Here is a 25,085-nt window from a genome sequence, read left to right on the forward strand (position 1 = left end):
CGCATGGCAACGTCAGACACATCGACCGCGGACTCGCCGGCCTCGACGTTCCCGATCCCGCTTTCGCGCGCAGAGTCACACAGCTGGGAGTACGGCCGCCGCTGCGTGGACCGAGAGGGGACGCATCGCGAGACGTGGACTGACGAGTCCGGCCGCCAGTCGCTGACCGTCTTCGACGTGACCGACCACACCGTCGTCCTCCGATACCGGACCCCGGTCGGACGGCAGTCGTTCTACGGGATGGCCACGCGCGATTACAGCGCCGCGCGCGAGGCCCTCATCGCCGACGAGGAGTGGACGGTACAGCCCCCGGCGGACGACCAGTAATAATATTTAATTAGCTGGCGCGTCTCCGTCGAGACAGGATGCTCGGAGCCGCCCCTCTCCCGGCGACGGCGGACCTCGTCTTGGCGAGTATCGCCCTGTCGATGGTGCTGGCCGCGTTCGGTGCCGTACTCACGTCGCTGAGCGTCGTCACCGCGATGGCCGTCGGGAGCCTCTCGGCCAGCGGGCCGATCGGCTACGCGCTGTTCTACAACCCGCCGGCGGAAAACGGAACGTAGCTTACTGCGCCGTCGGCGTCGGGTCGTCGCCCATCACCTGTTTGACCTGCAGCGCCGCGGAGGCGGCGATGCCCTGGGCGAGGTCGTCGCGTTCGTCGGACGTTATCGTCGCGCTCTCGGGGTCCTCCGGCGCGTAGCCCGCGCTGACGACGGAGCCGACCGGCGGCTGGACCGCGATGGTCGCCCGCGGGCCGCCCTCGCCGTCGCTTATCTCGGACCCGACCACGAACTCGCTCGGAAGCAGGTCGCGCGTCCGGGCGGCGACGCTCGCTAAGTCTTCGCGGAGCGTCTGCCGTTGCTCTGGCGTGAGCGTCACTTTCTCCGTGTCGCCGCCGAAGGACGTGTTTCCGTACATGGACGTTCTGCTCGACGTAGGAGTCAGGGTACTAAAAACCCCGTGGCTCAGGCATCGTTCGCGACCGGCGAGAGAGCGCCGTTCGGACCCGAGAAGCTATACGACCGGGTGGCTCTCGCCGTAGGTGGCGAGCACCACCGCGCTGGCGTAGTCGTCGTCGGGGGCGACCGACTCGACGCGGACCGTCTCCTCGACGAAGTCCCACTCGCGGAGGTCGCGGCCGGCGGCGAGCCCCTCGCGGATCTCCGCGCGGACGGCCTCGGGGTCGGTGCCGTCGACCTCGTAGAAGATGCCGGGGCCGTCGGCGGTGCGCGCCCAGCCGATGCCGGCGGCCGCGCGTTCGCCGGGCGCGGCGGTGGCCGCCGACTGGACGACCTCGATGGCCTCGCCGGGCGGGCCGAGGTCCGGCGCGGTCTCGACCACCTCGATGGCCGGTCCCGCCGGAATGACCGACGAGAGGGTCACGAGGTTGTAGTTGTGGACGCCGGCCTCGGCGAGCGCCGCGTCGTACGACGACAGCGCGGTCGGGCCGGTCGCCGCCCCCCAGACGACCCGGATCGTACTCATAGCGAAGTATCGACGACCGACGCTGTAAGGGGTTTCGCTTCTCCCGGACTCGTGACCCGACGACGCCGCCCGGTCGGTCGCCGACTCGAAGCCGCCGTATAGGCGGCGTACCGACCGTATGCGTTCCCCCACCGAGCGATAACGCGACGTTATTCCTGACAAGCCAGTGATAACAATACTCGGTCGTTCCGAACGACCGGTTGATGAAAGTCACGTACCTCGAATCAGCGGCCGTGCTGGTCGAGACCGAGGACGTACAGATCCTGTGCGATCCATGGTTACTCGACGGCGCATACTACGGGTCGTGGGCGCACTATCCCGCTCCCGACTTCGAACCGGAGGACTTCGACGACGTGGATTATATCTATGTTTCACACGTCCACCCCGACCACTTCCACCCGCCCACGCTCGAACGGATGGACCGCGACATCCCCGTTCTCATCCACGACTACCGCTGGGATTATCTCAGAGACGCCGTCGAGGACCTCGGGTTCGAGGCCGTCGAGCTCCCCCACGACGAGCGCACTCACCTCGACGGCGACACCCACATCAACGTCCTCGCGGCCGACGGCTGTGACCCGGAACTCTGCGGCAACTTCTTCGGCTGTACGTGGTACGACAGCGAGGCCGACCAGACCGGGTCGACGCAGGTCGACTCGATGGCCGTCATCGACGACGGCGAGCAGACGCTCGTCAACACGAACGACTGCCCCTATCCGATGGCGGAGTCGAGTTGCCGGAAGATAAAGCGGGACTACGGCGACGTCGACATGCTCTGTCACCAGTACAGCGCCGCGCAGTTCTACCCGCAAGCCGTCACTAACTACGACCACGAGGAGAAACTCGCCGAGCGCGACCGCGTCATCCAGGAGAAACACGAGCTGGCCCTGAACTTCATCGACCTGTTCGAGCCGACCTACTACATGCCCTTCGCCGGCGAGTACGTCCTCGCGGGCGACCTCGCACACCTCAACGAGTACACCGCGAACCCGCCGCGAAGCGAGGCCAAGGCGTTCTTCGAGGCCAACACCGGCGAGGGCCACGAGTGCGTCTTCCTCAACTCCGGCGAGCACATCGACGTGACGACCGGCGAGCGGTCGGCCTCGTTCGAGCCGGTCGACCCGGAAGCGAAGCGACGCTACGTCGAGGAGGAACTGGCCCCGCGCTCGTTCGAGTACGAATCGGACCCGATGCCGACCGTCGACGAGTTCCGGGCGTACGTCCCGCTGGCCTACGAGAACATGGAGGGGAAACGCGCCCGAATCGGCTACGAGACTGACACCACCGTTCTGATCCCGCTGGTCGACGGCGTCTGTCTCGAACTGTCGATAGACGGGAGCGGGTTCGACTACACGACCGACCTCGATACCGACGACTACGATGACGGCTGGGTGAAGATGGAGGTCGATCCGCGGCTGCTGAAGCGGCTCTTCGAGGGGCCGCACCGCGCGTACTGGGCCGACGCGAAGATCGGCTCGCACATCGGCATCAGCAAGGAACCGGACATCTACGAGCGCGGCCTCTACAACGTCCTCGGGTCGTTCCACGCCGACGGGGCAGAAGTACAGGCGAACGCGAGCCACGACGCCACCGCCGAGTCCGACTGAGAACACGCCTCGACGGCTTCGCCGTCTCGGTTTCGAGGATGCTACGCATCCTCGCTCAACTTGTATAGATACCCCGGTCGGTCGGCCTCGCCGTTCACCGCTCGCTCCGTGTAGTAGATCGCGTCCTCGGTCACGAGCGGCGCGCTGGTGACGTGACCGCGGTTCGGCACCGACCACGTCACGTCGCCGGTCTCCCGCTCCAGCGCGTAGAGGCGGGTGTCGTACGACCCGACGAGGACGTGTTCGGGCGTGGCGACGACGCTCCCGATTATCCAGCCGCCGGTGTCGTAGCGCCACACCTCTTCGCCGCTGTCGAGGTCGATGGCGTAGATCCGGTCGTCGTGGCTGCCGACGTAGACGGTGCCGTCGGCGACGGCGGGCGCGCACATCACGTCGGCGTCAGCCTCGAACTCCCATTTGCGGAAACCGTTCTCGACGTTCACCGCTGTGACCGTGCCGGCCCACGACGGGACGACGGCGAGGCCGTCGGCGACGGCGATGGGCGCTTTCACGTCGCCGAGGGTGTCGTACGTCCACACCCGTTCGAGGTCGGGGAACGACCACGCGTAGACGTGTCCGTCGTTGGACCCGAACAGCAGGCGGTCGCGCTCGCGGTCCAGCGCCACCGTCGAGTGCGGGTGGTTCGTCGGCCAGGAGTCCCGCCAGTGGACGTCGCCGGTGGCGGCGTCGACCGCCGCGACGCTGCCGCTCGGAGCCGAGTGCTCGACGGCGACGTAGAGAACGCCGTTGTAGTAGGTCGGACTCGCGCCGATGGCGTCGCCGAGTTGCGTCCGCCAGCGGCGTCGCCCGGTCTCGACGTCGACGGCCGACAGCGCGCCGTCGTAGGTGCCGACGTAGGCCGTGTCGTTGGCGATGGCCGCCGTCCCGTGACTCCCCCGCGTGGCCCGCGTGATGGTCGTCGCCCACTCCACCTCGCCGTCGGTCGAGACGGCCCGTATCCGGCCGGTGTCGTCGGCGACGACGAGGTCGCCGGTCGGGGCCATCGCCGGACTCCCCTTCGCGGCGGTGTGATCGCCGCGGTTGGTCGGCAGCTCCCACGCCTTCTCGACGCTCCCGGGGATCGACTGGTCGGTGTATCCCTGATTCAGGAGTCCGCCCCGGAACTGCGTCGCCGCGAACTCGTCGAGTACCGTCGAGGCGAGCGGGTCGAACGCCGACTGGCAACCGGCGAGCGACCCGAGAACCGCGCTCCCGGCCCCGGCGAGAAACCCCCGTCGCGTGTGCCCGCGCTCGTTCACGCCCACCGCTACCGGACGGGAGGGCTTAATTGTTCTCAGGCAGCGCGTCGCTCGGTGGGTGGATAGGCCGCCGCTCGTTCGGAACGCTACGAATCTCGGCGGTCGAGATGTGCGTCCAGTGCCGCGAGAACCGCCTCGTCGTCGGTCATGAGGTCCCAGCGCTTACAGCGAACGTCGAAATGCGGGAGCGGCCGGTGGAGGACGACTGCGTCGTCACTCGCGCTGAAACCGTCGAACTGCGACCACGGGACGAGGTGACGAGAGACGAACAGTCTCCCCTCTCGCCGCTGTTCCAGTCCCGCCGGAGTGACGCGATACGTGGCTTTAGAGACGATACTGGAGGTGGCGAATACCACGACCAGACAGACCGGCGAGAATGCCATCAGTCCCCACCCGTCCAGTTGCCAGACGGCCAGTCCGAAGAGCGGAATAACGACGGCGAGCGTAGCGGCCGCAAGTTTAAGTCTGTCCCGTGGCGGCCACCCGGCCGTCCACTCGGTATCGACGTCGCCGTCGTCGACCGTCGCGTCCATCAGTCGAGAGCGAGCCATCTGGACGAGTACAACGCCGAGAACCGAGGCCGCAATCCCTAAGAAGAAGCCGGTGACGCCGACGAGACTGGCCGCGCTCTCTGGTTGGAGTTCCGTGAGCGAAAAGGCGACGTACAGGAAAGCCTGAAAGTGGTACGCGAATACCGGGATTACTCCGATGGCGGGAACGAGCACCGCCGACCACGTCGAATTGAACCACGCCACGAGGCCGCCCAACCGCATGACCTGCCACGCGACGAGAGCGGTGAGGACCGACCCAACCGCGCCGAGCAGACCGAGCGCGAGCGGCCCGCTCTCTAGCTGTAGCCACTGCACTGCGACCAGCAGGAGCGCCGGCGACAGCAACGCGGCGGCGTAGAGGCCAGCTACTGCCCCAAAGCGCGCGTCCAGTCGCTCCGGCGTCTGGAACGGCTCGCGGCTGGCGCGAATCTGCATACACAGTTTTTCCCGCGCGTGTCAAAATTGGTTTCGGTCAGCTAGCAATGAAAACCGGGCGCTCGGACAACCGAGCAACCCGCCCCGTCCAGAAAGTGTATATTTCGCGCGCCCGACGTACCGACAATGCGAAGACGCGCCCTCCTCACGTCGCTCGCGGCCGGCGTCGCAGGGGTAGCGGGCTGTTCGTTCGAGGTGGGAGAGACCGAGGAGCCGTCGAGCGTCACGCCGGCGGACCGGCCGACGCCCGACCCGTCGAACACCGACTCGCCGGCCACGGCGACGAACGCGGGTGGCGACCCGCCGCGACCGGAGACGCTGACGAGGGTCATCAATCTGGAGACGGGGCCGCGGACGTACGCGCTGGACTCGTGGATACACGCGCCCGAGGGGGGACAGGTCTCGCTCTGGTTCGACCGCACCGCGACGCCCTCTCACCCCGCCAGGCTCCGCGGCTGGTTCCAGAACGGCACCGACGCCGAGGAGACGTTCACGCTCGGCAAGATCCCGATGGTCGGGCGGATCCACGGCCGCCCGCCGGCCGACCACGGCGACGACGACGCCCTCCATCTCGCGCCGACCCGGAACAACGACCTCGCTCGGCGCGTGCCCGCGGTCGTCCGCGCCGACAGCGGCTACTGGCGCGCCGACGAGATGGGGCCGTGGATGGCCCGGACCGCCCGCCTGGGTCCCGGCGAGTGGGCCAGACTGGAGTACCACCTCGTCGGGTCGCCCGGGATGCGGGGCCGACCGACCGGAACCTATCGGTTCGGCGGCGATACCTCGCTCAACGTCTGGGACTCGAACAGCCCCGGCCCGTCGGTCAACTCCCGGTTCGCCGGGCGCTCGGTGCCGACGTTTCCGAGCGGCGGACAGGTCCAGTGGTACCACGAGGCCGGCCCCGGGACGGCGGCGTTCGTCCGGCCCTCGACCGAGCGCCTCGAACTGGACGGCCGCGTCGACTTCGAGATGGTCAACCACAGCCGAGAGACGCTGCAGTGCGGGCACTGGAGCCTCTACAAACTCGTCGACGGCGAGTGGTTCTACGTCGCCCCGCGAACGCACACCGACGACTGTCGCGGCCTCCCGCCCGGCGGCACCAAACAGTGGTCGCTCTGGGCGTCGCAGGGAGAGCCCATCGCCTGCGGCGAGGACTGCACCAACAGCGGGCTCTCGCAGGGCCACCTCGGCGGCGGGGAGTACGCCGCCGTCGCGGGGTACGGCCACCCGGTGCCACAGAGCGGTGCGCTCGTCGAGCTGATCGGCGACCCCGTCTCCGTGGAGCCGACGCCGGACGCCATCGTCCGACGCGACGGGGCGACGGTCACCGTCACCACCGACCAGTTCGACGACGGACAACACCCGCCGGACGGGACGCTCACGCTCGAACGCACCGGAACCGCCGCCGAGCGGCTCATCGCCGAACAGGTGATGGCCGGGACGGGTGTCGGGGCGGGCCGCGGCCTCCGGAACACGCTCCCGTTTCTCACCCCCGAGACCGACCGCGTCCTGCTGCGGACCGACGCCCACGTCGTCGACGACGTCGTCGGCTACGACGAGCAGCGTCGGCGGTTCACGTTCCGCGGGGAGGCCTACGTCGTCTCGCGCGGCACGGGCGAGCGGTGAGTCGGCACACGCCGTCGAACGCGCGCGGAAACGGGGCCGCTGCAGAGGTGGAAGGGGAAGATACTTCCCTGTCGTGCCCGCACCGGAGGACATGAGCACGTTCACTGTTCGTGGTAGTTTCCCGGCCCGAGACGGCCCACAGGAGTTCGAGACGGAAGTGGAGGCACCCAACGAGAGCGTCGCCGAAGAGCGCATCTACAGCGACTTCGGCTCCCAGCACAACCTCAAGCGCACCGAGATCACCATCGACGAGGTGGCAGCATGATGGGCGGCGGTGGCGGCGGCGGCGGTCAGATGCAGCAGATCTCCCAGGAGATCGAGCAGATGGACCAGGAGATCGAGGCCATCGAACAGGAGATCGAGGGGCTCCGGCAGGAGAAGACCGAGGCCGACGAGGCCATCGAGGCCATCGAGACCCTCGAGTCCGGCTCGACCGTGCAGGTCCCGGTCGGCGGCGACGCCTACGTCCGCGCAACCGTCGACGACATCGACGAGATCGTCGTCTCGCTCGGCGGCGGGTACGCCGCCGAGCGCGACCAGGAGGGCGCTGTCAGCTCCCTCGAGACCAAGAAGGAGACGCTGGACGACCGCATCGAGGACCTCCAGAGCGAGATCGCCGAGGTCGAGACCGAGAAGGAGGAACTCGAACAGCAGGCCCAGCAGATGCAACAGCAGCAGATGCAGCAGATGATGCAACAGCAACAGGAAGAGCAGGGCGACGACGAGTAAGGCCACATGTTCGACGGACTGAAGGACAAACTCAGCGGGTTCACCAGCGACGTCGAGGAGGACGTCGACGAAGAGGCCGTCGAGGAGGAGGCTGTCGAGGAAGACTCGACCGACGAAGCGTCGGCCGACGACGCGGCAGCGGACGAAGCGGCGGCAGCCGAAGACGACTCGACGGCCGCCGAGACGGAACCCGACGAACGCACGCCCGAGGGGGGACCCGGCGAGGAGACGGTCGAACCGCGAGCGACGGCGACGGCCTCGCCGGAGACGACGGCCGACGCCGACACCGCCGCCGAGGAGCCGCCGGGACCCGTCGACGACGAGGAGCCGTCGGCGGCCGACGCCGACACCGGGACCGACGCCGAATCCGAAACTGCCAACGAAGACGAGACGGAAGTCACCGGACCCGACGCCCCGACCGGAACGCCGGCAACGTCGCCCGAAGCGGCGGCCGAAGAGGCCGAGGAGGGCGACGGTGAGGCGGACGGAGAAGACGACGAAGGCGACGAAGGCGAGGACGACGGCCGGAGCCTGACCCAGCGGGCGAAGATCATGGCGACCGGGAAGACGGTCATCGAGGAGGACGACCTCCAGGGCCACCTCGACGACCTCGAGTTCGCCCTGCTGTCGAGCGACGTGGAGATGAGCGTCGCGGGCGAGATCCTAGACGGCGTCAAGGCGAACCTCACCGGACAGACCCGACGCCGGCTCTCCGGGACGGGGAGCCTCGTGCGCGACGCGCTGCGCGAGGCGCTGTACGACGTCATCAGCGTCGGCCAGTTCGACTTCGACGAGCGCGTTCGAACGGCGGAGAAACCCGTCGTCATCGTCTTCACCGGCGTCAACGGCGTCGGGAAGACGACGACCATCGCCAAGCTCGCGCAGTACTTCGAGGAACGGGGCCTCTCGACGGTGCTGGCCAACGGCGACACCTACCGCGCCGGCGCGAACGAACAGCTCCAGAAACACGCACAGAACCTCGGCAAGAAGGTCATCACCCACGAACAGGGGTCGGACCCGACGGCGGTCGTCTACGACGCCGTCGAGTACGCGAAGGCCAACGACGTCGACGTGGTGCTTGGCGACACCGCCGGTCGCCTCCACACCAACGACGGCCTGATGGACCAACTGGCGAAGATCGACCGCAACATCGACCCCGACATGACGCTGTTCGTCGACGAGGCCGTCGCCGGACAGGACGCGGTCAACCGCGCCCGCGAGTTCGACGCCGCCGCCGAGATCGACGGCGCGGTGCTGACGAAGGCCGACGCCGACCCGCAGGGCGGCGCGGCCATCTCCGTGGCGCACGTCACGGGCAAGCCAATCCTCTTTCTGGGGACGGGACAGGACTACGACGACCTCGAACCGTTCGACCCCGAGGAGATCGTCGACCGGCTACTGGGCGAATAGCGGCCGGCCGGCGTCCGAGTAACCCCGACTTATCCAGCTATTCTCTGGACGCGAAGCGTCGTCTCGCTCGTTTTCTCAGGCCGCGGAGTAAGCGACACTGACGATGCATAGCCTGTGACTGCTAATGTGGATGGATGGAGTCGGGACCGAACGCAATGACCCGACGATCCCAGACGCGACGCGGTGTACTGACACTCGTTGCCGGCGGTTTGGCAGCGCTGGCCGGTTGTGGTGACGGCGGTGACGGCGGCGACGGCGGTGACGGCGGCGCTGCTACCGAGACAGAAGGCGGAATGGGCGAGGAGACGGAGACCGGAATGAGCGAGGAGACGGAGACCGGAATGGGCGGCGAGACCGAGACCGGAATGGGTGAGGAGACAGAAACCGGCATGGCCGGTGAGACAGAGACCGGGACCGGCATGGGGACTGAAACGGAGACGGCCTCTCCCGAGGAGTGACTACCGGACGGGAAAGTCAGGACGTCGAGAGGCGAACCGTCGCTCTCAGTCGTCGTCCTGTGCGATCGAGGGGCCGCCGGTGAAGACGAACTGGTGTTCGGACTCCGTCTCGAAGCGGTCAAGGACGTCGTATAGCGGCCCGACGTAGCGGACGAGTTCGTCCGCGCGGGCGCTGACTTCGTTGAGTTCAGCGGCCTGTTCCTCGGCGGCCCCGGCGACGTTCTCGGACTCGGCCATCGTGCTCTCGGTCGCGTCGGCGACGTCGTTGAGCGTGCCGGCGACGGCTCCGAGTCGGTCGCGAGCGGTCGCGACGTCGCCGTCGTCGAGGGCGGCGACGGCGGCGTCGACCGCTTCGGTGGCCTGCCGAAGCTCCTCGCGCTGCATGTGTGCGTCGTCCGAGATCATCTGGATGGACTCGGCCACCTGCTCCGCGGCGTCCCTGACGCTCGCGGCGCTGGTGCCGACGACCGTTCCGGACTCTTCGACCTTGCCGGCGAAGCTCTTGAGCTGCCCCGTCGTCTTCTCGAGCTCCTCGATCATCTCGTTGAAGTCCTCGCCGACGGCGTCCATCGCGTCGTGCTGGCCGTCGGTCTCCATGCGCTGGGTCAGGTCGCCCGCGGCGGCCTGCTCCATCACCTCGGAGTACTCCGCGGCCTTGCTCTGGAGGTAGGCGTTGGTCTCGACGACCTCGTCGCGGGCGACTTCGGCGCGCTTTCGCTCGCGCTCGACCTCGTCTAAGCGTTCCCGTAGCGAGTCGCGCATCGCCCCGAACCCGGCGTAGAGCCGACCGACGGTGTCGACGCGTTCGGAGTGGATCTCCACGTCGAGATCGCCCTCCTGCATCCGTTCGGTCTTTCGGGTCAGCCTGTTGAGCGAACTGGCGGTGTTCCGACCGAGGACGGCACCGATGGCACCGATGGCCGCGACGCCGAGCGCCGTCGCGATGAGTCCGCGGTCGGCGACGCTCCGAACGGTTCCGTAGGCCACCGCTGTGTTGGTGTGGATCAGGACGACCCAGTCGGTGTTCAACACCTGCGCGTAGCCGACGACGTACTCCTCGCCGGCCATACTCGCAGAGCCGTTGAGCGCGCCCCGTGCTGGACCGGCCCGAATCGAACCCGGACTGGCCGGACCGCTCTCGCGGGCGGCGGCGGGCGCGTCGTTGTCCTCGCCGTAGGGTGTGAGGAGCAGGTCGTTGTTCTTCTGGTGGAACAGCACGCGGTCCGAGCCATCGACGACCATCCCGACGCTGCTACCGGTGCCCGAGAGTTCGCCCGTGCGGGTGTCGAGCGGAACGGTGTAGACGACGACGGCGTCGTCGTCGTTCTCTGCGGGCGTGACGTAGGCGATACGCGGCTGCGGCGAGCCGAGCGTCGGCGTGTCGGTGTAGGCGTCGGTGACCGCCGTGGTCGCCCCCTCCTCGATGGCCGCTCTGACCGTCTCGTTCAGGATGGCGACGTCCTCGCCTCGATAGTTCGACTTCGTCGACGCGGTGACGACGCCCGTCCCCGTATCGACGTAGTGGAGATTCGGCTGGTCGTCGCCGTCGAGCTCGCGCGCGCGCAACTCGGCGTCGAACGCCGACTGTATCTCGGAGACGTTGCCGGCCCGAACCGGCTGTGCGCGGGCCATCGTCTCGGCGAACAGCTGATTCTGTTCGTTCCACGCGGCGAGGCTGTCAGCCTCCTGTTTCGCGGTCGTCGCGTGTTCGTCGCGGACCTGCTGTTCGAACTCGCCGGTTATCTGTTGGGTTCCCACAGCGCCCACGGCCCCGACGAGTAAACCGATACACAGTAGCGCGATGAAGAACTTCAGCGCGAAACTCCGCCGAACGAACGACGGCGTTATCGTCCGAACGACGTCCATCGGTCCCCCGTTACTCATCTGCCACCATCCCCGTTATCGCCCCAGCGATCTGCATGACGTACACTTGTGAAATACTATTTCATAATACTTTTCACCATTTCAGTAGGTGAGCGGCGACCGAAGCGGGCGATGTTCGCCCCGGCGTATCGGCAGCATTCACCCGTATCGCCGACGCACCGCCGCGCGAATTCGGGGCGACCCCGCGACGGCGGCGGGATCGAGTTCGGTCACGCGGAGGACTATCGGCAAGAATACCCGCATCGAGAGAGGTGGGGTCGTTTTCGCCGCCACGGGCGCGTTGAAGGAGGGCGGGGCTGTGTGTTCGCACGACCATGTGAGGTGGTCTCAGTGAACACAGTCGAACGATGGAAACAGGAGAAACACCCGCTCGACGTCGTCGAAGACGTGAAGCGGTACGCGGCACGGGAGTTGAGCTTCGAGGAGATAGAGGAGAGAGCGGGCGACGGAGAGTGGGAGCGGCTGAAGTGGGCGGGCCTGTACGCGCACGGGCGGCAGGACGGCTACTTCATGCTCCGGACGAAGGTGCCCGGCGGGCGACTGACGCCCGCACAGGCAGAGGTCGTCGGCGACGTCGCCGCCGAGTTCGCCACCGCCCCCGAAGCGTACGGCGGCGAGACCCAGAACCCGGTCTGGGGCGACGCGTTCCTCGACATCACGACGCGACAGGACGTCCAGATGCACTGGATCGAGATCGAGGACGTCCCCGAGATCTGGGCGCGCTACGACGAGGTCGGACTGACGACGATCCAGGGCTGTGGCGACTCGGCGCGGAACGTGCTGGGCTGTCCGGCCGCCGGACTCGCCGACCACGAGTGTTTCGACGCCCAGCCGGTCGTCGACGCTGTCTCCGATTTCTTCACGGAGAACCGCGAGTACGCGAACCTCCCGCGGAAGTTCAAGATGACGATCACGGGCTGTCGTCACGACTGCGCCCAGTCCCAGATAAACGATGTGGGACTGACGCCGGCGAAGAAGGCGCTCGACGGCGACGCGGCGCGCGGCGAGCACTACGGCTTCCACGTCCGCGTCGGCGGCGGCCTCTCGGACGGCCCGCGAATGGCCTCGGCGCTCGACGTGTTCGTCCGACCGGAGGACGCCGTCGAGTTCTGTCGCGCCGTCGCCCAGACGTTCAAGGAGTTGGGCGACCGGAACAACCGCGGCGTCTGTCGGATGCGCTATCTCGTCGAGCAGCTGGGTGCGGACGCGTTCGAGGAGGCCGTCCGGGACCGCTGTGCGGTCGCGTTGCCGACTCGCGGGACCGACCTCACCGAGGGGTACCGCGGCGACCACGTCGGCGTCCACGACCAGCGCGACGCCGACCTGAGCTACGTCGGGTTCAACGTCGTCGCCGGGCGGATGGGCGGCGGGGAGTTCGCACAGGCCGCGCGCGCGGCCCGCGAGTACGGCACCGACGAGGCATCGATACGGCTGGCGACCGACCAGAACTTCCTGCTCACGCACGTTCCCGACGAGAGCGTCTCCGCGCTGCTCGCCGAGCCGTTCGCCGCCGACTATCAGCCCGATCCCGGCCCGTTCTCGCGGGGCGCGGTCGGCTGTACCGGCTCGGAGTTCTGCAACTACGGTATCATCGAGACGAAACGACGGGTCCGCCGGTGGGCGAAGGAACTGGACGAGCGAATCGAGACGCCCGACGACCTCGACGTGATTCGGATGCACATGTCGGGCTGTTCGGCCTCGTGTGCCCAGCCGCAGATCGCGGACATCGGCTTTCGCGGCGAGACGGTCCAAGTGGCTGAATCGGAACGTAGCGTCAACGGCGAAGGTGACGCTATCGTCGAGGGGATGGACTTCGGCCTCGGCGGGAGCCTCGGCGCGGACAACGCCTTCCTCGACTGGGTGGAGACCGCCGTCCCGGCCGACGCCGTGATTCCGGCACTCGAAGAACTGTTCGCCGTCTACGCCGCCGAGCGAGACGGCGGCGAGCGGTTCTACGAGTGGTGTCGTCGGGTCGGCAACGACCGGCTTCGCTCGATCATGCGGCGAGCCGACGCCGACGTCGCCGGCGGCGTCGCAGCCGACGATTCGGCCGGAAGAGGGGCGAGCGACGATGACTGAGGAGCGTCGCGAGCGCGGTATCGCGCCGGCCGACGCCGCCCCGGAACTCGTAGACGGCGAGTTCCGCTGCGGTGACGGCGATGCTGATCCACCGGTCGTCACCGACGGCGGCGACCCGCTCCCGGGCGTACCGGAGACGGGCGGAGACGAGTCGGACGACGCCTGCGGCTGCGGGAGTTCGTGTGGCTGTAGCGGCCACGGGAAGAGCGACTCGGCGGGCCACGGAGTCGGACCGGACACCGATTCCACTGTCCGTCCCGACGGCGGGGCCGGGGCCGCCAACGTGGACGAGCGCGGCTCGCTGGGCGACGTCTCGTTCACCGAGCCCGCATCGGGCGTCAGTCAGGACGTCGAGGACGGCCCCCCTGACGAGCGGGTGGGCGCCCCCGACGGCGTCGAGTTGGAGACGCCCGGCTACGGCGTCCGCGAGGAGATGAACGACATCGAGACGCCCGACGAGAAGACGTGGTTCATGGAACTCGACGAGGCGGTCATCGACGCCGACCGCTGTATCCAGTGTGGCACCTGCGTCGCCGCCTGCCCCAGCGACTCCATCGGCATCGGCGAGGACGACCTGCCGGAACTCGTCAAGATGTGTACCGGCTGTTCGCTGTGCTGGGACATGTGCCCCCGCGGCGGCCTGCGCTACGAGCGCCAGTGGAAGATCACCGGCGGCGACGACAACGTCTCCGGGGCCGGCGACCCCATCACGGAGTTCTCCGCGCGCGTCCGCGAGGACTGGCGCGAAGGCGCACAGGACGGCGGCGTGGTCACCAGCGTCCTCTGTCACCTGCTGGAGGCGGGCGAGATAGACGGCGCGCTGATCGCCACCGAGAGCGACGATGATCCGTGGAAGGCCGAGTCGTTCCTCGCCACCACGCCCGAGGAGTGCGTCGCGAACGCGGGGAGCTTCTACAACCAGACGCTCGCGCTGGGGAACTTGGACCTCTCGCGCTGGGAGCACAAGCTAGACGTCCCGCTTTCGGAGGCATCGCTCGCGCTCGTCGGCACGCCCTGCGAGATAGAGGGTATCCGGGCGCTCCAGGACTTCGAGTGGGACTACGCCGCCCAGGAAGACGGCGTGCGGGCCGTCGACTACACCATCGCGCTGATGTGTACGAAGAACTTCAACTACTACTCGCTCGTCGGCGAGCGCATCGAGACCGAGCGGGGCATCGACCGCGAGGACATCGGGAAGATGGACGTCCTCCACGGGAAACTGATGGTGTACGGCCGCGACGGCGAGATGCTTCTAGAGGAGGACGTCGAGGAGTTCCACGACGCCGCGCTCAAGGGCTGTGACGAGTGCGCCGACTTCACGGGCTACTGCGCCGACCTCACCGTCGGCTCCGTCGGATCGAGCGACGCGTACTCCTCGGTCATCGTCCGCACCGAACGCGGACTGAAAGCGTGGGAACTGACCGAACCGGACCTCGACTACCACGACCTCGAGGACCGCTCGGCCGTCGGCGGCCTCCAGAGTTGGGATAAGAAGAAAGCCTTCGAGTCCTTAGAGCGACCCTTCGATCCCGATGCACCGCGCTTCATCGACTACACCGACCACGCCGAGCAGTACGGGACGGAGCCGAACCCCCACGAGGCCGACCACTGAGCGGGTGGCGGACCCGCACTCTCGGTCGCACTCGTCGGCCGTCGACGGTCGGCTTACCGCAGTTTACCGTCGATAGTTCGAACTTTCCGTGCGAATAGGACGCATAACGAAGTTCGCCCCGTCCCGAGCGAGAAGTGATCACAAATGACAGAGCGAATCGCCTGCCGGGAAGCGGGGTTCGACTGCGACTTCACGATCGAATCGGAGAACGAGGCGGAACTCGTCGACTTCGTCCGCATCCACGCTCGTTCGACGCACGATAAGGACATCTCCGAGAACGAGATCCGCGAGATGTTCCAGTAGCCGGCCGACGTGACGCCGAGGGTTTCGACGAGAGGCAGTTCGTCTCAGTCGCGCGCGTTCTCGACGGCTTCGACGAACTCGGCCGCGCTCTCGCGGACCTGGTCCATGTCGTCGTTCTCGATGGCCTCGTAATCGACCAGCGCGGAGCCCGCGCCGACGGCGACCGCGCCCGCGTCGAAGTACTCCGCGACGTTGTCCGTGGAGACGCCGCCGGTCGGCATGATGGGGATGTCGCCGAGCGGCCCCTGAATCGCGCCGATGTGGCCCGGGCCCACCGTGGAGGCGGGGAACATCTTCAGCATGTCCGCGCCGGCCTCCATCGCGTCGGCGGCCTCGCTGGGCGTCATCACGCCGGGGACGCAGACGATCCCCCCGCGGTTGCAGACGTCGATGACGTCCTCGTTCAGGGTGGGCGTGAGGACGAACTCCGCGCCCGCCTCGATGACGTTGCGCGCCGCGGCGGCGTCCATGACGGTGCCCGCGCCGATGATGACGTCCGCGTCGTCGAGTTCCTTGTCGACGGCGGCGATCATGTCCGAACACCGCTTGGCGTCGGCGGTGAGTTCGAGCGCCGTGACGCCGCCCTCGTGGACGGCTCTCGCCACGTCGACCATCTTCTCCTCCGGAATGCCCCGAAGCACGGCCGTGACGCCGCTCGTTATGAGTTTCTGCTGGACCGCCTGTTTGCTCGTCATGCCGGGGAGTCGGCGTGCGAGGGACAAAAGCGTAGGTGAAAGCCGCCCGACTCACTCCGCCGGATCGTACGGCAGCGCGATGTCCGTCTTCGGCGCGCCGACGCCGAGCACCTTCACGGACTCCTCGGCGTCCTCGGGGTTGAACGCCCGATGGGGGCTCTCGGGTTCGGCGACGAACACCTCCTCTTCGGGGACGACGAACTCGCCGTCCGGCGTTTCGACGTGTAACGTCCCCGAGCGCACGTAGAACAGCTCTTCGCGTCGCTCGTGATAGTGGTAGCTCCGGGGCAGCTGCTCGCCGGGAGCCATCTCGTAGGTGGCGGCGTGCAGCGCGTGCAACTCTGCGGCGTCGGAGATGCCGCGTCGGTCACAGGGGTAGTCCTCGGTCTCGGGGAGGTCCTCGGGGTCGAGGTGGTGGTAGGCCATAGCGGTGGTTGCGCTCGGCCCGGCAAACCAGTACCGCTGGCGCTGTCTAGCAGATTCGAAGAGTGGACGAGTCCTCCCATCGCAGTCGGGAAAGCGAGTCAGCACGGAAGGACGAGATCGACAGCGTTCGCCGGACGGAGATGGCGTGTCATGGGGTCGAGTCCCCGAGGTCTCGCATCCGGTCGGTATAGTCCCAGCTGTACATCTCGTTGGGTTGGACTCGGATGCGCATCTCCTCGCGTGCGTCGTGCAACAGCCACTCGGCGAGGGCGGACTCGGTGTCTCCGAGGTAGCGTTCGATGAGGGCTTCGAGTGTCGCCTTCGCTCTATCCGTAGACAGCGTGGCGGTGCCGTTCCCTCTGACGCCGCGATACGGCGGCTGGTTCGTCGAGATATCGAACGCGACCTCGGGATCGCTCTCGAGATATCTGACGATGTGAGCGTTGGACCACGTCGCGCATTCGAGCGAGCCGTTCCGATACCGATACCAGAGTGCGACCATCCATAGGGACCCGTCCCCTCGGTGCGTCGCGAGGCGAATCGGGACCCGTGACTCCTCGAGGAAGTCTTCGAGTCGGATTTCGGACCAAGCACCGGTGATAGTGGTCATACGAAACGCTACGGAACCGACCGAAAAAACGATAGCTCCCGTCCCTCGTTCCGTTCAGACGTCTCGGCCCTCAGACGACCGCCATCAGCGCGAACAGCGTCACGAGCGAGACGACAGTGGTGACGAAGACGTTGAGCGAGGCGAACTCGGCGTCGCCGCCCAGTTCCGTCGCGTAGACGAACGTGGAGACGGCCGTCGGCGTCCCGAGCATGAGGACGCTCGCGGTGAACACGGCCGGCGCGACGCCGAGCGCCGAGAACGTCACCCACGCGACCAGCGGCATCACGCCGAGTTTCAGAGCGACGACACCCGCCGTCGCCGCGGGGTCGATACCGGCCGGGTCCACGTCCAGGGAGGCCCCCACGAGGAGGAGCGCGAGGGGCAACGCGAGGTCGCCGACGGCCGACAGCGCCGTCACCGCCGATCCGGGAACGCCGAGACCGAACCACGCGACGGCGATGCCGAGGCCCAGCGAGACGAGGACCGGGTTGGTGACGAGCGCCCGTCCCTGCTCCAGCGGCGAGACGTCCGCGCCGTCGCTGACGAGGACGAGGACGGTCACGGGGACCTGCGCGAGCGTGACGAGTCCCAACAGGAGCGCCGCCGTCGCCCGCGTGTCCGGGCCGTAGGCCGCCGCCACCAGCGGAAAGCCCAGATACCCCAGGTTCGCGTGGTAGGACTGGACGACGGCGATGCCGCGCCGTTCGGGGGAAGTGACGCGACGGTGGGCCGCCCACGCCGCGCCGACGGTGACGACCATGACGACGGCCACGCCGACGACCAGTTCCGGCGAGAGCAGCGACGACAGCGGCCGGTCGTACGTCGAGACGAAGATGAGCGCGGGGAGGACGAGGTAGAAGGCGACGGCGTTGAGGCGTTCGGTCCGCCAGTCGTTCAGCACACCGACCCGCTGGAGGGCCACGCCGACGACCAGCATCCCGAGTAGATACGCGAAACGCCCCACTGCGTCCATACCTACCGGTGACCGGTTGGGCGGTTTCAGCCTTCGGGTTCGCCGCTGGCCGGGACCGCTGTCGCGGGAGAACCGTCGTCGCGGGGACAACAAGTCTTTACCCGTCCGGTCGCGTACCTCGGGGCAACAATGGTACTCGACGACTTGGGGAGTTCGCTCCGGGGGACTCTAGACGACCTCCGGGGGAAGTCCCGCATCTCCGAGGAGGACATCGAGGACGTCGTCAAGGAGATCCAGCGCTCGCTGTTGCAAGCCGACGTCGACGTCGCGCTCGTGAAGGAGCTCTCGAACAATATCGAGCGTCGCGCCCTGGACGAGGAGCCGCCCGCCGGCACCACGCCGCGCGATTGGGTGCTCCGGATCGTCTACGAGGAACTGGTCGACCTCGTCGGCGAGTCCACCGACATCCCGCTCGAAGAGCAGACCATCATGCTCGCCGGCCTCTACGGCTCGGGGAAGACCACGACGGCCGCGAAGATGGCGTGGTGGTTCTCGACGAAGGGGCTCAGACCCGCGATCATCCAGACTGACACCGACCGCCCCGGCGCGTACGACCAGTCCAAGGAGATGGCCGACCGGGCGGAGGTCGATTTCTACGGCGACCCCGACGAAGACGACCCCGTGAAGATCGCCCGCGACGGCCTCGAAGCCACCCAGGAGGCCGACGTGCGCATCGTCGACACGGCGGGTCGAGACGGCCTGAACGAGGAGCTCATCGAGCAGATAGAGCGCATCGAAGACGAAGTAAGGCCCGACCGGAACCTCCTCGTGCTCGACGCCGCGATGGGCCAGAGCGCGAAGAGCCAGGCCGCCGACTTCCAGGAGGCCATCGGCATCGACGGCGTCGTCATCACGAAGCTCGACGGGACGGCGAAAGGCGGGGGCGCGCTCGCCGCCGTCGACGAGACGGACTCGACCATCGCCTTCCTCGGCTCCGGCGAGACGGTCAAGGACATCGAGCGCTTCGAGCCCTCGGGATTCATCTCCCGCCTGCTCGGGATGGGCGACCTGAAGCAGCTCACCGAGCGCGTCGAGCGCGCGATGGAGGAGACCACGCAGGGCGAGGACGACGACTGGGAACCCGAGGACATGATGGAAGGGTCGTTCACCCTCAAGGACATGCGAAAGCAGATGGAGGCGATGAACAACATGGGGCCGCTCGACCAGGTGATGGACATGATCCCCGGGCTGGGCGGCGGCCTGATGGACCAGTTGCCCGACGACGCGATGGACGTGACCCAAGAGCGGATGCGCGACTTCGAGGTCATCATGGACTCGATGACCGAGGAGGAACTGGAGAACCCCCGCGTCGTCGGCCAGAGCCGGACCGAACGTATCTCGCGCGGATCGGGCAAGCCCGAGGAACGCATCCGCGAACTGCTCCAGCAGCACAAGCAGATGGATCAGATGCTGAAGCAGTTCCAGGGGATGGGCGACGGCGACATGGAACGGATGATGCAGCAGATGCAACAGCAGCAGGGCGGCGGTGGCGGCATGGGCGGCATGGGCGGCGGTGGCGGCCCGTTCGGCTGAGGCCGGGCCGACGCTCCCGCCGGTTCGTCGCCGCGTCGCCCGCTCGATAATCACCGCTCTTTTTCCGAGCGCGCGCTGTTCACTCGGTAATGACCGTCCGCGAGGTCGCCGCCGAGGCGTACCGGGAGTCCCTCCCCGTGTTGGCTCTCAGCGCGGTCGGCGGTCTCTTCGCGGGCGTCGTGCTCGGCGGGATGGAGGCGGAACTGGAGCGAGTGGCGGGCCTGCTCGTCCTCGTCCCGGCGTTGCTCGCCACCCGCGGGAACGTCTACGGGTCGCTGGGCGCGCGCCTCGGCTCCGCGCTGCATCAGGGACTCGTCGAGCCGCGCTTCTCGCTGGCCGACGAGCGCGTGAACGCGGCCGTCGCCGCGGCGCTGGCGAACGGCGTCCTCGTCAGCGGTCTCGCGGCGGTCCTGACCGTCGCGTTGCTGGCCGGCATCGAACGGCCGGCAGCGCCGTTGATGACCCTCGTGGGCATCGCGCTCGTGGCCGGCCTGGTCTCCGGACTCCTCCTCACGATCGCCGTCGTCTCCGTGGTCTTCGTCGGCTATCGGCGGGGGTTAAATCCCGACACGCTGGCCGGGCCGGTGGTGACGACGACCGGCGACGTGGTCGGCATCGCCACCCTGCTGGCGGCGACCCGCTTCGTCCTCGCGCTGGGAGGTGGCTGACGTGGCCGCCGACGAGTGGACCGTCCGTGGCATCGTCCGGCGGATGTTTCCCGTACTGGTCGTCCTGACCGCCATCGAACTCGGGAGCGGACTCGTCCTCGATACCTTCGAGGGCACGCTGCTCCGATACCCGACGCTGCTCGTCCTCGTCCCCGTGACGATCGGGATGGCCGGCAACCTCGGGAGCATCCTCGCCTCGCGCCTCTCGACGGCGTTCCACCTCGGCCTGCTCTCCTTCGACGCGACCGACGACCGCCTCGCCGGCAACGCTCTCGCCACAGTCGGCCTCGCCGTCACCGTCTTCCCGCTCGTCGGTGGCGGCGCGTGGGCGGTCCAGGCCGCCGTCGGCGTGACGCGACTCGCCCCCGGAATAGTGGTCGCCGTCGCCCTCGCCAGCGGCGTCACGCTGGCGGTCTTGGCCGTCGTCGTCACCACGATAACGACCTACGCCGCCTACCGCTTCGAACTCGACCCCGACGACGTGGTCATCCCCGTCGTGACGAACGTCTGTGACGTGCTGGGCGTGCTGGTGCTGTTCGGCGTGGTTCGAGTGCTCGTGAGCGGATAACCGGGGGCCGGCGTCGATAGCGATTCGCCGCCCATCGACGGACATTTGCCCCCGAAGTGCCGAAATACGCCCGTGCAGACAGCCGTCGCCGCGCTCCTCGGACACCCGGTCCTCGCGCTGCTGGCCGAGGTGGCCGTCCGGGTGCTCCGCATCGGCGCGTTCATCTCGTTGGGGGTGTTCCTCGCCAACCTGGCGGTGGCGTTCGGCCTCGTCGACCGCATCGCGGCCGTCTCGCGGTATCTGACCGCGCCGGCGAACCTCCCCGACGAGGTGGGGACGGCCATCCTGACGACGACGGCCTCGCCGACGGCGGGCTACGGCATGCTCGCGGACTTCCGAGAGTCTGGCGTCCTCTCCGACAGAGCGACGCTCGTCGCGGTCACGATAAACACGTTCTTCGGGTTCGCCCAGCACATCGTCACGTTCTACGCGCCGGTGCTGATCCCGATCCTCGGGGCGCGCGTCGGCGTCCTCTACGTCGCCACGCGGGGACTGGTGGCACTCGCGATCACGCTGACCGGTATCGCCGCCGGAGCGGTCCTGCTGGATCGCTCGGACGCCGGCACGGCCGCTGAACAGCAGGAAGCCGCGCCCGACGGCGGCCGCACCGATGCGGGCCGCGGCGGTGCCGACCACGCCGACGCATCGGACGTACTGGACGACGGCCCCGAGAGCCGCGCGGCCGCGGTTCGGGACGCCGTCGGCGAGACGGTCGAGAAAGTCGGAGAGATCCTGCCCCGACTGGCGGCCATCTACCTCGTCGTCTCGCTGCTGGTCGCCTATTCCGAAGAACTGCTCGCGCTGTTCGGCGGCGGCGGGACCGCCGTGACCGCGGCCGCCGACGGGCTGGCGGGGCTGCTCGGGCTCCCGGGCGCGGCGGTACCGGTGGTCGCCGCGTTCGCGCTGGACACCACCTCCGGCGCGGTGGTCATCGCGCCGCTGGTCGAGAACGGGACGTTCACCGCGCGAACGGCCGTGGCGACGATGCTCGTCGGGGGCATCGTCTCCTTCGCCGTCTCGACGTTCAAGCGGTCGATCCCCTTCCAGTACGGCATCTGGGGCCGCGAGTTCGGCTCGAAGGTCATCGCGGTCAACACCGCGCTGAAAGTCGTCTGGATCGCCCTCGCGCTGGTCGTCCTGCTGGTCTAGTCGAACGTGTAGGCCATCATCACCTCGTCCACCTGCTCGTCGCCGACGGTGTAGTGGTTCCGGCGGATGCCCTCCGTGTTCCAGCCGTGGTCTTCGAGAAACGCCAGCGCGGGCTCCATCGTGGCCGGGACGCTGTTGTACAGTTTCCGGTAGCCATTGGCCCGCGCCCACTCGATTCCGCGCTCGATGAGTTGGCTGCCGATGTCCTGTCCGCGATACGCCGAGACGACGCCGACGGTCAACTGAGCGGTCTCCCTGAGCTTATCCAGCTGCGGGAGGTCGAGGTGACACCAGCCGACCACCTCGTCGTCGACCGTCGCCACGAAGAACACGCGCGACTGGACCGTGTTGTGCCGGGTGACCGCGTCCTCGTACAGTAACTGCTCGGCGACGCTCTCGGCGACGACGTACGTACTCTCGTCGGAGACGTTCCGTATCGCCTCGACCAACCCCTCGAAGTCGTCCGGCCGAGCCGGCCGGATGGTGTAGGTGACCGAGCCGTTCTCGTACGTCTCGATGGAGCCCACGTCCAGCGCCAGCGAGAGCGTCCCGCCGTCGTCCGCCAGATACCCCTTCGAGAGGAGGTGCTCGACCGCCTCTCGGAACTCGTCGGTGTCCAACTCCGTCGCCGCCCGCGCCCGGTGGCGCGCCGCCGTCCCGTGTCGCTCGACGTACTGGTACACGGACCTGGCCTCGTTCGTCTCGAACGTCGGCCGCTCGACTGCGTCCATACGTACGGGTCGGACCGGACAGCGTTTAACAATTGTTATCAGTTAACACGACACGTTTGGTCACCCCGTCTCGGGGATCGGATCGGAGATGACGACCGCGTCGCCCTCGACGACGCACTCGCCCTCTGAGTCGTCGACGGCCGTCGCCAGCCGGAAGCGGTCCTCCTTCAGCTGCTCGACGACCTCGCAGTGGGCGGTCACTCGCTCGCCGATGTCGACCGGGCCGCGGTAGCTGAGCTCCTGTGAGAGGTAGATGGTCAGCCCCGGCAGGCGGGCCAGCGCGGCGCTGATGAGCCCGGCGACGAGCGTCCCGTGGGCGATGCGACGGCCGAAGCGGGTCCCCTCCGCGAACCCGTCGTCTAAGTGGAGGCGATTCGTGTCCCCGCTGATCTCGGCGAAATGCTCGACGTCTTCCGCCGAGAGCGTCTTCGAGAAGCGGACGTGGTCGCCCACGTCGATGCCGTCGGCGGTGCCGTAGCTCTCGAACTCCCAGTCGTCGTTCTCGTACAGCGTATCGGGGCGGGTGAAGCGCCGGCGCTCCATCGGCGGCTCCTTCGATGGCGAGGGGTGGGCGATGTGGGGGACGTAACTGGAGATGTCCGTCGTCGTGACGATGCCGACGAGCTCGCCGTCCTCGACGACGGGGAGTTTCTTGATGCCGTGGGTGCGGAGGCGTTCGACGGCCGTCTCCACGTCGGCGTCCGCCTCGACGGTGACGAGCGCCGTCGACATCACGTCCTCGACGGTCAGCGCGCGGGTGTCGCCCTCCTCCGCGGCGACGGCGACGACGTCGCTCTCGGTGATGATGCCGACGCAGTCGCCGTCGCGTTCGACGACGAGCGAACCGATGCCCTCGTCTCGCAGGCGCGTGGCGGCCTCGACGACCGGGCTCTCGGGGCTGATGGTCCGGGCGGGCGTCTGCATGACCTCCCTGACGGGCAGTGGGACGAGCATGGTGTGGAACCTCTCCGTCCAGTACCAAGAAACTCGGCCCGGCAGACTTGTGAGGCTACGGGCCTTCCATCCGACGATGCGACGACTCCCGCTCGTTGCCCTTCTCGCGCTGACAGTCGTATTAGCCGGTTGCGGCGGCTTCACGGTGCCCGCGGAACAGACGCCGACCGAGCGGGCGACTGCCGCGCAGTCACCCGCCGAGCGGACGGTCGCCGACACCGAGGGGGAGACCGCCGTCGGCGCGCCCTCGGCCGGCCCGCTCCCGGAGGACCGGACCCGAGTAACGGTCACCGCCGTCGTCGACGGCGACACCATCCGCGTCAGGTACGGCAACGGGACCGAAGACACCGTCCGGCTGGTCGGCGTCGACACGCCCGAAGTCAACGCGGAGAACGACCCCGCCGAGTTCGAGGGGATACCGCCGACCGCGGCCGGGTCCGAGTGCCTGCGCGGCGCGGGCATCGACGCCTCGAACTTCGCCAAGAGGCACCTGCTCGGCGAAACGGTGGAGATCGCCTTCGACCCCGCCACCGAGCGCCGCGGCTACTACGACCGCTTACTGGCCTACGTGGTCGTCGACGACCGCCTGTTCAACTATCGACTGGTGACGACCGGTCACGCCCGGGTGTACGACGAGAGTCCCTTCACCCGCAAGGACCGGTTTCTCGAAGCCGAGTCGGCCGCCCGCGAGGCCCGCCTGGGACTCTGGCAGTGCGTCGACCCCGACTCGGTCGACCGCTCGACGCCGACGGCGACCGCGAGCGAGTCCGGGCTCGTCGTCGCCGGCATCCACGCCGACGCCGAGGGCAACGACAACGAGAACCTGAACGGCGAGTACGTCGTCTTCGCGAACCGCGGCGACGACCCCATCTCCCTGTCGGGGTGGACCGTCACCGACGGGGCCGGTCATCGCTACACCTTCGGCGACTACGCGCTCGCGCCCGGCGAGCGGGTCACGCTCTACACCGGCAGCGGGAGCGACACCCAGCGCGAGCGCTACTGGGGCGCGAGCGGCGCGGTCTGGAACAACGGCGGCGATACCATCACCGTCCGGGACGCCGGCGGGACCGTCGTCCTCGAACGATCGTACTGAAAAGCGTTTCCGCGGCTATGCGTCCGTTTATCGGCGGGTTCGCGGCGTGAGGATCGGGGTGCCGGGCCGGCGTTCGACGCCGGCGAGGAGCGCCCCGCCCATCGCGACGAACAGCGCACCGAGCGTGAGTCCGGCCGCCGCGAACCCAGCGGTTGTGAGGAGGGCCGACCCGAGCAGGTCGCCGAGTAACAGCGCGAACAGCGAGAGTACGTGACTGCCGAGCAGTCGGTTCTGTAGCGTCTTCATT

The 25,085-nt window shown here is 68.1% G+C and carries 28 protein-coding genes; 16 read left to right on the top strand and 12 right to left on the bottom strand.

Annotated features, from left to right (window positions below):
• Positions 1–3: 3 nt before the first annotated feature.
• Together GO488_RS12180 and GO488_RS12185 are read left to right on the top strand one after the other, a co-directional pair.
• The gene (locus tag GO488_RS12180) at positions 4–327 is read left to right on the top strand and encodes a hypothetical protein (protein ID WP_162318098.1); all 324 of its coding nucleotides are present in this window, start codon (positions 4–6) and stop codon (positions 325–327) included.
• Between the two features lie 38 nt (positions 328–365).
• Entirely contained in the window at positions 366–563 is a 198-nt protein-coding gene (locus tag GO488_RS12185; RefSeq protein ID WP_162318099.1) for a DUF8015 family protein, read from the top strand.
• 1 nt (position 564) lies between these two features.
• Here GO488_RS12185 and GO488_RS12190 read toward each other — a convergent pair whose 3' ends face one another.
• Positions 565–918, bottom strand: coding sequence for a DUF5811 family protein (locus GO488_RS12190; protein ID WP_162318100.1), 354 nt, complete (start codon positions 916–918; stop codon positions 565–567).
• 96 nt (positions 919–1,014) lie between these two features.
• On the bottom strand, positions 1,015–1,485 hold the full coding sequence (locus tag GO488_RS12195) for a pyruvoyl-dependent arginine decarboxylase (protein WP_162318101.1): 471 nt from the start codon (positions 1,483–1,485) through the stop codon (positions 1,015–1,017).
• A 203-nt stretch (positions 1,486–1,688) separates the two neighbouring features.
• Here GO488_RS12195 and GO488_RS12200 point away from each other — a divergent pair, with 203 nt between their 5' ends.
• Entirely contained in the window at positions 1,689–3,092 is a 1,404-nt protein-coding gene (locus tag GO488_RS12200) for an MBL fold metallo-hydrolase (RefSeq protein ID WP_162318102.1), read from the top strand.
• Between the two features lie 41 nt (positions 3,093–3,133).
• On the opposite strand, the gene GO488_RS12205 is transcribed toward GO488_RS12200, so the two are convergent.
• The gene (locus tag GO488_RS12205; protein ID WP_162318103.1) at positions 3,134–4,351 is read right to left on the bottom strand and encodes an outer membrane protein assembly factor BamB family protein; all 1,218 of its coding nucleotides are present in this window, start codon (positions 4,349–4,351) and stop codon (positions 3,134–3,136) included.
• Positions 4,352–4,437: 86 nt separating this feature from the next.
• Entirely contained in the window at positions 4,438–5,337 is a 900-nt protein-coding gene (locus GO488_RS12210; RefSeq protein WP_162318104.1) for a PH domain-containing protein, read from the bottom strand.
• Positions 5,338–5,463: 126 nt separating this feature from the next.
• Between GO488_RS12210 and GO488_RS12215 the strand changes: the two genes are divergently transcribed.
• From GO488_RS12215 to GO488_RS12235, 5 genes are all read left to right on the top strand, one after another.
• Positions 5,464–6,963 carry a hypothetical protein gene (locus tag GO488_RS12215; protein ID WP_162318105.1) on the top strand — a complete coding sequence of 500 codons (1,500 nt, stop codon included), beginning with the start codon at positions 5,464–5,466 and terminating at the stop codon, positions 6,961–6,963.
• A 91-nt stretch (positions 6,964–7,054) separates the two neighbouring features.
• On the top strand, positions 7,055–7,228 hold the full coding sequence (gene rpl18a, locus GO488_RS12220; RefSeq protein WP_162318106.1) for a 50S ribosomal protein L18Ae: 174 nt from the start codon (positions 7,055–7,057) through the stop codon (positions 7,226–7,228).
• Positions 7,225–7,692 carry a prefoldin subunit alpha gene (pfdA, locus tag GO488_RS12225; protein ID WP_162318107.1) on the top strand — a complete coding sequence of 156 codons (468 nt, stop codon included), beginning with the start codon at positions 7,225–7,227 and terminating at the stop codon, positions 7,690–7,692. Before rpl18a ends, pfdA begins: the two co-directional genes overlap by 4 nt.
• Positions 7,693–7,698: 6 nt before the next feature.
• Positions 7,699–9,102 carry a signal recognition particle-docking protein FtsY gene (gene ftsY, locus GO488_RS12230; protein WP_162318108.1) on the top strand — a complete coding sequence of 468 codons (1,404 nt, stop codon included), beginning with the start codon at positions 7,699–7,701 and terminating at the stop codon, positions 9,100–9,102.
• Between the two features lie 155 nt (positions 9,103–9,257).
• A complete protein-coding gene (locus tag GO488_RS12235) occupies positions 9,258–9,560 on the top strand; it encodes a hypothetical protein (protein WP_162318109.1) in 303 nt (100 codons plus the stop codon).
• Between the two features lie 45 nt (positions 9,561–9,605).
• On the opposite strand, the gene GO488_RS12240 is transcribed toward GO488_RS12235, so the two are convergent.
• The gene (locus tag GO488_RS12240) at positions 9,606–11,444 is read right to left on the bottom strand and encodes a PDC sensor domain-containing protein (RefSeq protein WP_162318110.1); all 1,839 of its coding nucleotides are present in this window, start codon (positions 11,442–11,444) and stop codon (positions 9,606–9,608) included.
• 330 nt (positions 11,445–11,774) lie between these two features.
• On the opposite strand from GO488_RS12240, the gene GO488_RS12245 reads away from it, so the two are divergent.
• The 3 genes from GO488_RS12245 to GO488_RS12255 all read left to right on the top strand — a co-directional run bounded on the left by GO488_RS12245 (position 11,775) and on the right by GO488_RS12255 (position 15,438).
• Positions 11,775–13,523: a nitrite/sulfite reductase gene (locus GO488_RS12245; protein ID WP_162318111.1), complete on the top strand. Its 1,749-nt coding sequence runs from the start codon at positions 11,775–11,777 to the stop codon at positions 13,521–13,523.
• A complete protein-coding gene (locus GO488_RS12250; RefSeq protein WP_162318112.1) occupies positions 13,516–15,135 on the top strand; it encodes a Coenzyme F420 hydrogenase/dehydrogenase, beta subunit C-terminal domain in 1,620 nt (539 codons plus the stop codon). The genes GO488_RS12245 and GO488_RS12250 overlap by 8 nt, the downstream gene beginning before the upstream one ends.
• 144 nt (positions 15,136–15,279) lie before the next feature.
• Positions 15,280–15,438 (top strand): DUF1059 domain-containing protein, encoded by a 159-nt coding sequence (locus tag GO488_RS12255; protein WP_162318113.1) that lies wholly within the window; start codon positions 15,280–15,282, stop codon positions 15,436–15,438.
• 44 nt (positions 15,439–15,482) lie between these two features.
• On the opposite strand, the gene GO488_RS12260 is transcribed toward GO488_RS12255, so the two are convergent.
• From GO488_RS12260 to GO488_RS12275, 4 genes are all read right to left on the bottom strand, one after another.
• Positions 15,483–16,133, bottom strand: coding sequence for a bifunctional 4-hydroxy-2-oxoglutarate aldolase/2-dehydro-3-deoxy-phosphogluconate aldolase (locus GO488_RS12260; RefSeq protein ID WP_162318114.1), 651 nt, complete (start codon positions 16,131–16,133; stop codon positions 15,483–15,485).
• Positions 16,134–16,184: 51 nt separating this feature from the next.
• Positions 16,185–16,559, bottom strand: coding sequence for a cupin domain-containing protein (locus GO488_RS12265; RefSeq protein ID WP_162318115.1), 375 nt, complete (start codon positions 16,557–16,559; stop codon positions 16,185–16,187).
• A 148-nt stretch (positions 16,560–16,707) separates the two neighbouring features.
• On the bottom strand, positions 16,708–17,169 hold the full coding sequence (locus tag GO488_RS12270) for a pyridoxamine 5'-phosphate oxidase family protein (RefSeq protein ID WP_162318116.1): 462 nt from the start codon (positions 17,167–17,169) through the stop codon (positions 16,708–16,710).
• Positions 17,170–17,239: 70 nt separating this feature from the next.
• Complete coding sequence (locus GO488_RS12275) at positions 17,240–18,142, bottom strand: AEC family transporter (RefSeq protein WP_162318117.1); 903 nt, start codon at positions 18,140–18,142, stop codon at positions 17,240–17,242.
• Between the two features lie 129 nt (positions 18,143–18,271).
• Between GO488_RS12275 and GO488_RS12280 the strand changes: the two genes are divergently transcribed.
• The 4 genes from GO488_RS12280 to GO488_RS12295 all read left to right on the top strand — a co-directional run bounded on the left by GO488_RS12280 (position 18,272) and on the right by GO488_RS12295 (position 22,060).
• Entirely contained in the window at positions 18,272–19,675 is a 1,404-nt protein-coding gene (locus tag GO488_RS12280) for a signal recognition particle protein Srp54 (protein WP_162318118.1), read from the top strand.
• 89 nt (positions 19,676–19,764) lie between these two features.
• Complete coding sequence (locus tag GO488_RS12285; protein ID WP_162318119.1) at positions 19,765–20,343, top strand: magnesium transporter; 579 nt, start codon at positions 19,765–19,767, stop codon at positions 20,341–20,343.
• A 43-nt stretch (positions 20,344–20,386) separates the two neighbouring features.
• Positions 20,387–20,911, top strand: a complete 525-nt coding sequence (locus tag GO488_RS12290) for a magnesium transporter (protein WP_254283090.1) — start codon at positions 20,387–20,389, stop codon at positions 20,909–20,911.
• A 72-nt stretch (positions 20,912–20,983) separates the two neighbouring features.
• Positions 20,984–22,060, top strand: coding sequence for a nucleoside recognition protein (locus tag GO488_RS12295; protein ID WP_162318121.1), 1,077 nt, complete (start codon positions 20,984–20,986; stop codon positions 22,058–22,060).
• On the opposite strand, the gene GO488_RS12300 is transcribed toward GO488_RS12295, so the two are convergent.
• Positions 22,057–22,791: a GNAT family N-acetyltransferase gene (locus GO488_RS12300; protein ID WP_162318122.1), complete on the bottom strand. Its 735-nt coding sequence runs from the start codon at positions 22,789–22,791 to the stop codon at positions 22,057–22,059. The genes GO488_RS12295 and GO488_RS12300 overlap by 4 nt on opposite strands.
• Positions 22,792–22,851: 60 nt before the next feature.
• Positions 22,852–23,745 carry a CBS domain-containing protein gene (locus tag GO488_RS12305; RefSeq protein WP_162318123.1) on the bottom strand — a complete coding sequence of 298 codons (894 nt, stop codon included), beginning with the start codon at positions 23,743–23,745 and terminating at the stop codon, positions 22,852–22,854.
• A gap of 76 nt (positions 23,746–23,821) precedes the next feature.
• On the opposite strand from GO488_RS12305, the gene GO488_RS12310 reads away from it, so the two are divergent.
• Positions 23,822–24,838: a lamin tail domain-containing protein gene (locus tag GO488_RS12310; RefSeq protein WP_162318124.1), complete on the top strand. Its 1,017-nt coding sequence runs from the start codon at positions 23,822–23,824 to the stop codon at positions 24,836–24,838.
• A 27-nt stretch (positions 24,839–24,865) separates the two neighbouring features.
• On the opposite strand, the gene GO488_RS12315 is transcribed toward GO488_RS12310, so the two are convergent.
• Complete coding sequence (locus GO488_RS12315) at positions 24,866–25,084, bottom strand: hypothetical protein (protein WP_162318125.1); 219 nt, start codon at positions 25,082–25,084, stop codon at positions 24,866–24,868.
• Between the last annotated feature and the right edge of the window lies 1 nt (position 25,085).

Source organism: Haloarcula limicola, assembly GCF_010119205.1.
Taxonomy (GTDB): Archaea; Halobacteriota; Halobacteria; order Halobacteriales; family Haloarculaceae; genus Haloarcula; species Haloarcula limicola.